This window comes from Actinomadura sp. KC06 (assembly GCF_004348735.1).
GTDB lineage: Bacteria > Actinomycetota > Actinomycetes > Streptosporangiales > Streptosporangiaceae > Spirillospora.
The window spans coordinates 20517-28027 of record NZ_SMKT01000116.1 but is presented as its reverse complement, the minus strand read 5'-3'; the positions used below and the strand labels follow the sequence as shown (position 1 = coordinate 28027).

The following is a 7511-nucleotide window of genomic DNA, read 5'->3' as shown; positions in this document are numbered from 1 at the left end:
GGCGGGGTAGTGAGCGTGTTCTCGCATGGGGCTGGTCCTGTGAGGGTTTTACATGTTACGAAGGTGTGTAAAGCCGTGGGCGGAGCAGACCCGCGTCGCGATCGGGCGGCGCACCCCCGGAGGAGGATTCCGCGTGAGTTCCTACGACCTCTACACCACGCCTGTCCCCACGGACACGTGGAACGTCCCCATGGCGGGCGACGCCCGGTTCACGTGGGAATACGACGAGGGCCGCGACCGGCTGCTGAACCTGTACCAGAAGGGCAAGGACAAGCAGTGGGACGCGCAGAAGCGCATCGACTGGGACGTCGAGGTCGATCCGGTCAACGTCGCGGGCCTGCCGGAGAACTTCAACCCGCTCTTCGGGTCGGAGATCTGGGAGAAGATGCCGCAGAAGGAGCGCGACGAGTTCGGACGGCATCAGGGTTCCTGGCTGTTCAGCCAGTTCCTGCATGGTGAGCAGGGCGCGTTGAACGTGTCGGCGCGCATCGTCCAGTCCGTGCCCGACCTGGACTCCAAGTTCTACGCCGCCACCCAGACGATGGACGAGGCGCGCCATGTCGAGCTGTACACGAAGTTCGTGCACGAGAAGATCGGCATGTACTACCCCATCAACCAGGACCTGGCGAAGCTGCTCGCCGAGTCGCTCGAGGACAGCCGCTGGGATCTGCCGTACCTCGGCATGCAGGTCCTGATCGAGGGGCTCGCGCTCGCCGCGTTCGGCCTGTACCGCGACATGTCGACCAACCCGCTCGTCAAGCAGCTCCTCGCGTACGTGATGCAGGACGAGGCGCGGCACGTGGCGTTCGGACGGCTCGCGCTCAAGGACTACTACGCCGAGCTCAGCGACAAGGAGCGCGCCGAGCGCGAGGAGTTCGTCGTCGAGGGCTGCTACCTGATGCGCGACCGGTTCAAGGGGCGCGAGGTGTTCGAGCAGCTCGACATGCCGGTCGAGAAATGCATGGAGTTCGTCGACAACTCCGACATGTACACGCTGTATCAGTCGCTGCTGTTCAGCCGGATCGTCCCGTGCGTCCGGGATGTTGGGCTGTGGGGCGAGAAGGTGCAGGCCGCCTATGCGGACATGGGCGTCCTCGACAATGCCAAGGCCGACCTCGAAGCGCTGATGAGGCAGGACGAGGAGATCGCCGAAAAGGTCGACGAGGAGCGGTACGCGGCCGAGCTCGCCGGGCGCAAGGAGGAGGTCGACCAGGCCATCTCCCTCGGCGCGGCCGAATAGCGGCCATCCGGTCGAGCGGGGGCGTCCTTCGAGGACGCTCCCGCTTTCGCATTTCCGGGAACTTTGTTGGAACTTGTCGCCATTTGGTGCGCGTGGGGATGTCGGCGGACGGGTTCAGTAGATCTATATGGCGTTTACCAATTGATTCTCCAATTGGCGGTGCGCGCCGGGGGGCTGTACTAACGTCCCGGCTCGACGGTGCGCCGGATTTGCAAACCGCGCGGGCGCACACCTACACGCGCAGGGTCAGTCCGAAATCCCCGGGGGGAAGCATGAATCGATCCGCCAGAAGCCTGCTGAGCGTCTCCGTCCTCGCACCGGTCGTCGCGGCGTTCGCCGTCGCGGCAGCACCGGCGGGCGCCGCTCCCGGTGCGTCCACCACGCTCCTCTACGAGGCGGCGGCCGTGGCCGGGCCCGTCACCGGCGTGCTCCCCGAACCGGTCGCGCAGTCGGCGGGCCAGACCGCCGAGACGACGACGGGCGCGGTGGACGGCGTCCTCGACGCCGCGCCGACGTCGCCGGGCCTTCGCTCCGCGAGCGCGGAGCGGTGCAAGCTGAACCCGGGCAAGACGGTCAACTCCCACGCCGGGACGAGCCTGCCGAGCACCCCGCTGTCGGTCGGCAAGACCCCGCTGGGCGGGCTGCCCAAGGGCGACTGCCTCCCCGCCGACCGCCGCGCGGGGACGGACGACCTGCCCCCGCCGGCCGACGCCGTCGTCAGGGTCCCGAAGACGCTCGTCAAGGACGCCGAAAAGGTCGGCACTGCGGTGCGCAACAGCAAGCTCGGCGAGCTGCCGGGCGTGAGCACCGCGCTCCCCGGCGGGCGGCCCGCCGTGCTCCCGGCCGGCCGGTCCGCAGCGCCTGCGGGCGGTCAGCGAGCCGCCACGCCGGTCGGCAAGGCGCTGCCGGGCGTCCCGCCGGCGCTCGGCTCCGAGCCGGGGCTCGGGCTGCCGAACGTTCCGTTCGCGCTCGGTTCCGCGCCGGCCGGGCTGCCGGTCGGCCCGACGCTCTTCCCGCCGGCCGGACGGTACGCGCAGCCGGCTCCGTCCGACGACCTGCTCGGCCAGGCGAACGACACGATCAACCAGGTCGGCGGCGAGATCGACCAGACGGAGAACGGCGTCGGCAGCGTGGTGGAGGTGCTGAAGGTGCGGGACGGCGCCGCGAAGCGGACGGCGGCCGACGGCCCGCTGTCCCTGCCGGACGCGGGCGGGGCCGGGCTCCCGGACGCGTCCGGGCTCGGCCTTCCGGAGGTGCCGGGACTCGGCTGACGATCATCGGAACGGGGCGTTCCACGGATGCGACGACATCCGCGGAACGCCCCGTTCCGTTAGCAGGCAAGCGTTTGTTATATGTCCGAGATCACAACTTCTATGGGTAGTAAAGCTGATCTACGAACCCGGCTACCCACCGGAGTTGATCAGCTCCGAAGGGCAAAATATAGGGTGACAAACCCCACAAACCAGGGCTCTGCGGCTTGATTAACGCGCGATACCCCGTACGGTCAAGGACTTGTGCGGCGTCTTAGAGATCAAAAGTGAAGATGCCTTTCCCTCGCCGCACGTGCCGGACGCCGGAACCGCGATGACGCGGTAGCGCTGCGAAGATCGGCGCGGAAGCGGGCCAGCGAGCCCGCCGGCGGTGGGGGATTCGGGGACGAGCGACGTCGCCTGAACACGCCGCGAGAACACCGGGCGTCCGGGGTCCTGTCCCCTAACAAAGGACTCCTCTGTGGGTAGCCCTGTCAGGCGTCTTCTACAAGCACGCCTACGCACTACCATCCTGATCGTCTCCGGTGCCGGTGCCGCCGTCCTCGCAATGGGCGCATTCGCCCTCGCCGACGACGACCCAGCGAAATCGGCATCTGCCGCAGAATCCGCGCCGCAGACCACGGCACCACTGCAAGACCGTCCGCGGACGGAACCCACGCGTGCCAGCCGTGGGCAGACTCGCTCCCCGGAGCCGTCGCCGGAGAAGACGAAGTCTCCTAAGAGCAGGTCCGACAGCAGTGCCGGTCACGTGGCCGAGCCTGTGAAGAAGAAGCAGTACAAGGTCGTCAGGTCAGGCTCGTGCAAGGCCTCCTACTACTGGGAGGGGCAGATGACCGCCAGTGGCGAAGCCTTCGACCCGAGCGAGCTGACGGCGGCGCACAAGACGCTGCCGATGGGCTCCAAGGTCCGCGTGACGAACAAGAACAACGACCGTTCGGTCATCGTCCGCATCAACGACCGGGGCCCGTACGCGGGCGGCCGGTGCCTGGACCTGTCCAAGGCCGCGATGAAGAAGGTCGGTGGCACCGGGGCGGGCGTGATCCCCGTCCGGTACGAGGTCCTGTCCAAGGACTGATCCGCTAGCCGTACACACCCGCCCGGCGGGCGATGGACTGTGCCTGCCGGGCGGTTCTATCTCTCAGCGCGCGCGCCCGTATGCGCACTCGGCCGCTGCGGACTCCGTTGCCGCGTCTTGGGTTTCGGGCTCGGCGTCTTGCGTGTCGCTCGACCACGCTCCGTCCCCGCCTGATGGTGGCTGGGTGCTCGCTGCTAGCGCAGCGTCCGCGTCCTGGTCGGCGTCGAGCGTTTGGGCGGGCTGGCTGGGAGCGTCCAGGCGCTGGGTGTCGTCTGGGGAGGCGCCCACCGGGTGGACGGTTGCCGGTTGCTTCTTGGCCGGTCGGACCATCGGCTGGGTGTTGGCCGTTGCGGCGTCCAAAGGCTTGTTGCTGTTCTGCTGGGGCGCCGCTGGGTGGGTGTTCGCGGTGGGCGTCGGCCCGTCGGCCTGTGCACCCTCCTCGGGCGGGGTCGTCGGACGGGCGAGGCGGTCGCGGAACCAGTCGGTGAGGACGCCGTCCACGCGGACGGCCTCGGTGATCGGGGGACGCGCCTCGGTGCCGGGCTCGGCGGCCAGCGCGTGACCCATGCGGAACGTCGCGGACTCGACCGGGCCCGTGCCGTGACGGCGCAGCAGGTCGCGCAGGGACGTGATCTCCCGCGCCGGGACGACCCGGTCTTTGGCACCGCCGATGAGCAGGGTCGCGACGTCCCGTCCGGCCAGGTCGCCGGCGAGGGAGCCGAGGTCGAGGCGGTCGGCCAGTGCGGCGGCGGCGTCCGTCCAGCACCGGTCGCGGCCTGAGCGCTTCTCCACGGCCCGCGCGACCCGCGACGGTGCGACGACGGGGGCGACGAGCGCTACGGCGCTCACCGGCACGATGCCGCGCGCCACGGCCAGCAGCGCGGCGGCCCCGCCCGCGCTGAACCCCACCAGCCCGACGGAGCCGCCCGGGCCGTCCGCCCCGCCCGGGCCGTCTGCGCCGTCTGAGCCGTCCGGGAGGCCGAGGTCGCGGCGGATGTCCGCCAGGGCGGCGGGGAGACGCTCGACGGCGCTCTCGACCGCCGCGCAGTACGCCTCGATGGTCTCGGTCTCCAGGATCGCGCCCGAGCCGAGCCCGCCGGGTGAGCGGCCGGGCAGGTCGAGGTAGACGCGCCACACCGGCACGCCGGTCATCGGGATCGCCGCCGCGAGCGCGCTCGCCGTCCGGGGCGGGTCGAACCCGGGCCAGGCCACGATCAGCCGGGTCGGCCCCGAGGCGGTCGCGTCGACGGCCGTCGGGGGCAGCGCGACGTACGCGTCGCCTGCCGCGGTGCCATGGACGGGATGGTTCGTATGGTGGTCGCCGCTCATGTCGATACGTCAGCTCCTGCGTCGCTCGACGGGCGGTGCCGGTCATGCCCTGAGGGAGCGCTCCCCCGGGATGCGGCGTCCCCCCGCGCGCCCATGCTTGCAGTGGACGGCGGTCAACACACCGTGAATCGCCGCACGTCGCCCACGAGAGTGATGAAGAACTCACTTCAGGTAATGCTTATCGAATGTTCGAGTGAGCGTCCGACCAGGGGGTTCGGCGATCGTTCCGGTGCCGTTACAGGTGTGCTGCATGTGTCACGGCTCTGATGGCCGGTCGGGGGGAACAAATCCGGCACCGGCCGCGTCGTAGTAAGTCGTGGGCGCCGCGGGGGCGCGCCCTCTGAACGTCCCTCTGAGGAGTGCTCGTGGACAGGAAGCGCAGCACGGCCGCCGCAGGGCAGGCCTGGCAGATCTACGCCGAAACCCTGAAGCCCGATGCACCAGGTCTCTGGGAGCGCGTCCGCGCCGTCCCCCGGATGCTCAAGTCGGTACTGCGCGGCCAGTACAAGGGTGTGTCCCACGCGACGCTCGGACTGCTCGCGCTAGGCGTCGTCTACATCATCTCCCCGATCGACGCCATCCCAGACGTGATTCCAGTGGTGGGGATCGTGGACGACACTGGGCTGGCGCTCTGGATGCTCGCCGTCCTCGTCAGGTCCGCCGGTGACTTCGTCACGTGGGAACGCAGCGGCCGCCCGACCGTCCTGGTCGGCGAACCCGTCGACTAACAGCCGACGAAGCACTTTCTGCACGGCGGCACTCCCGGACAGGTCTGGGAGTGCCGCCGTTGGTCGGTTGTCAGGGTTGCTCGACATTCACCGGGGAGCCGTAGCCGGAGAACTCGATCACGGACGAGAATCGCACTGACTCCCCGTCGGCGGTGGCCGGGTCCTTGGACGTGATTACGACGTGGGTGGGCCGAGTTCCTTGGCGAAGCGCTCGGCGGCGTCCTGCATGATGGGCACCACGTTCGGGACGGCCTCGCGCGTCATGCGTCCAGAGGGCCCGGACACGGAAAGCGCCGTCAAGGCCGGGGCGCCTTGCAGGGGCACCGCCACGCAACGAACACCGAGTTCCTGTTCCTCGTCGTCTAGTGCGTAACCCTGCTCGCGGATGCGTTTCAGTTCGGACAGGAAGGCGTCCAGGTCAGTGAGGGTGTTCGGCGTGTGCGCGTCCATGCCCGTCCGGACGAGGATCTCGCGTACGCGCTCGTCGGACAGCTGCGACAGCAGCGCCTTGCCCACGCCCGTGCAGTGCGGCTGGACGCGCCGTCCCACTTCGGTGAACATCCGCATGGAGTGCTTGGACGGCACCTGCGCCACGTAAACGGCCTCATCGCCTTCCAGCACCGCCATGTTGGCCGTCTCGCCTACCGCGTCGACGAGACGGGACAGGACGGGCTGCGCCCAGGTGCCCAGCAGACGCCCGGCACCCTCGCCTAGCCGGACGAGCCGCGGGCCCAGGGCGTAGCGCTTGGACGGCTCCTGGCGCACATAGCCCTTGTTCACCAGAGTGCGCATCAGGCGGTAGATCGTAGGCATCGGCAGTCCGGAGACCTCCGTCAGCTCGGACAGCGCCATCTCGCCCCCCGCGTCCGCCAGATGTTCGAGCAGGTCGAACGCTCGCTCCAACGAACGGACCGCTTCCGCCACCCGCGTCTCCTCTCGCTCGCGACCCTCCCGATTCTACGGAGAGTCGATTTCGCTGTGCGAAAGATCGGGGGCTGGCGGGACGGTGCACGTTACTCGTGGCCCTGACCTGGCAATAACTGTCGTTGCCCGGCGCCACATCGCCGCCCCCCTGGCAGCCAATACGGACAGAACCGGAAGAGGGGATCGCGTGCGAACGGGGCGCCGAACGACACGCTGGGGTGCGATCGCGGCAAGCGGCGCACTGACCGTACCGTCACTGACGCTGGCCGTACCGACCGCCGCAGCGGTACCGGACGGACGCCCGTCTGCCGTCCGGTTACACATGGACATGACGGCTCGTAGCGGCCGTGCGGCACCGGACTATGCGCTGACCTACACCTTTCAGGTGAGTGCTGAGGGCGGGACTGCCCGCGACGTGGTTTTGCAGCTCACGGCAGAACGTCCGCTGTCGTGGACGAGGTTTGCGGACACGTGCGTCCGGGCGGGCTCCAGACAGGGACTGCGTTGCGACCTTGGCGACGTAGGCAAGTCGGTGGTCGAACGGACGGCGACCGTCCGGATACCGCGTTCCGTGGTTTTGGGGGCGTCCACCAAGTCCTTGAGTGTTCGCGCGGTGGCGGACGCTGCGAACGCACCACGCCGATCGATTCGCGCGGTAGTCGGCTTCTCCAACGGCGCCAGCGCAACCGCGGACAGTTCGCCGAAGAGCCCTCCGAAGAGTCCCCCGAAGAGCCCTTCGAAGAACGCTCCGAAGAAGCCACGCGGAACAACCAAGCCCAGTGGAGCCAAGCCAAGCAGTGTCAAGCCCAGTGGAGCCAAGCCGAGCGGGGCCAAGCCCAGTGGGGATAGGCCAAGCAGTGTTAAGCCCAGTGAGGTTAAGCCGAGCGGCATCAAGCCCAGTGGCATCAAGCCGAGTGGGGTGCCCAGTCCGGGTGGTTCTTCTG

General features: G+C 68.9%; 6 protein-coding genes. 4 read left to right on the top strand and 2 right to left on the bottom strand.

Features of this window, described 5'->3' with window-relative positions:
• Positions 1–133 precede the first annotated feature (133 nt).
• The 3 genes from E1287_RS29950 (at position 134) to E1287_RS45900 (ending at position 3586) form a co-directional block, all read left to right on the top strand.
• On the top strand, positions 134–1240 hold the full coding sequence (locus E1287_RS29950) for a ferritin-like domain-containing protein (RefSeq protein ID WP_131968619.1): 1107 nt from the start codon (positions 134–136) through the stop codon (positions 1238–1240).
• 272 nt (positions 1241–1512) lie between these two features.
• The gene (locus tag E1287_RS29945; protein WP_131968618.1) at positions 1513–2511 is read left to right on the top strand and encodes a hypothetical protein; all 999 of its coding nucleotides are present in this window, start codon (positions 1513–1515) and stop codon (positions 2509–2511) included.
• A 748-nt stretch (positions 2512–3259) separates the two neighbouring features.
• Positions 3260–3586, top strand: coding sequence for a septal ring lytic transglycosylase RlpA family protein (locus tag E1287_RS45900; RefSeq protein ID WP_243719526.1), 327 nt, complete (start codon positions 3260–3262; stop codon positions 3584–3586).
• Positions 3587–3649: 63 nt separating this feature from the next.
• Here the strand turns inward: E1287_RS45900 and E1287_RS29935 are convergent, their stop codons facing one another.
• On the bottom strand, positions 3650–4915 hold the full coding sequence (locus tag E1287_RS29935; protein ID WP_207934542.1) for a hypothetical protein: 1266 nt from the start codon (positions 4913–4915) through the stop codon (positions 3650–3652).
• Positions 4916–5280: 365 nt separating this feature from the next.
• On the opposite strand from E1287_RS29935, the gene E1287_RS29930 reads away from it, so the two are divergent.
• Positions 5281–5643 (top strand): YkvA family protein, encoded by a 363-nt coding sequence (locus E1287_RS29930; protein WP_131968616.1) that lies wholly within the window; start codon positions 5281–5283, stop codon positions 5641–5643.
• Positions 5644–5817: 174 nt separating this feature from the next.
• Here the strand turns inward: E1287_RS29930 and E1287_RS29925 are convergent, their stop codons facing one another.
• A complete protein-coding gene (locus E1287_RS29925; protein ID WP_279507341.1) occupies positions 5818–6567 on the bottom strand; it encodes an IclR family transcriptional regulator in 750 nt (249 codons plus the stop codon).
• Positions 6568–7511: the final 944 nt, after the last annotated feature.

What these genes read in the sequence shown, in the direction of transcription:
- E1287_RS29945 (WP_131968618.1), top strand. Translation starts at nt 1,513, where the DNA reads ATGAATCGATCCGCCAGAAGCCTGCTGAGCGTCTCCGTCCTCGCACCG.
- E1287_RS29935 (WP_207934542.1), bottom strand. Translation starts at nt 4,915, where the DNA reads ATGAGCGGCGACCACCATACGAACCATCCCGTCCATGGCACCGCGGCA.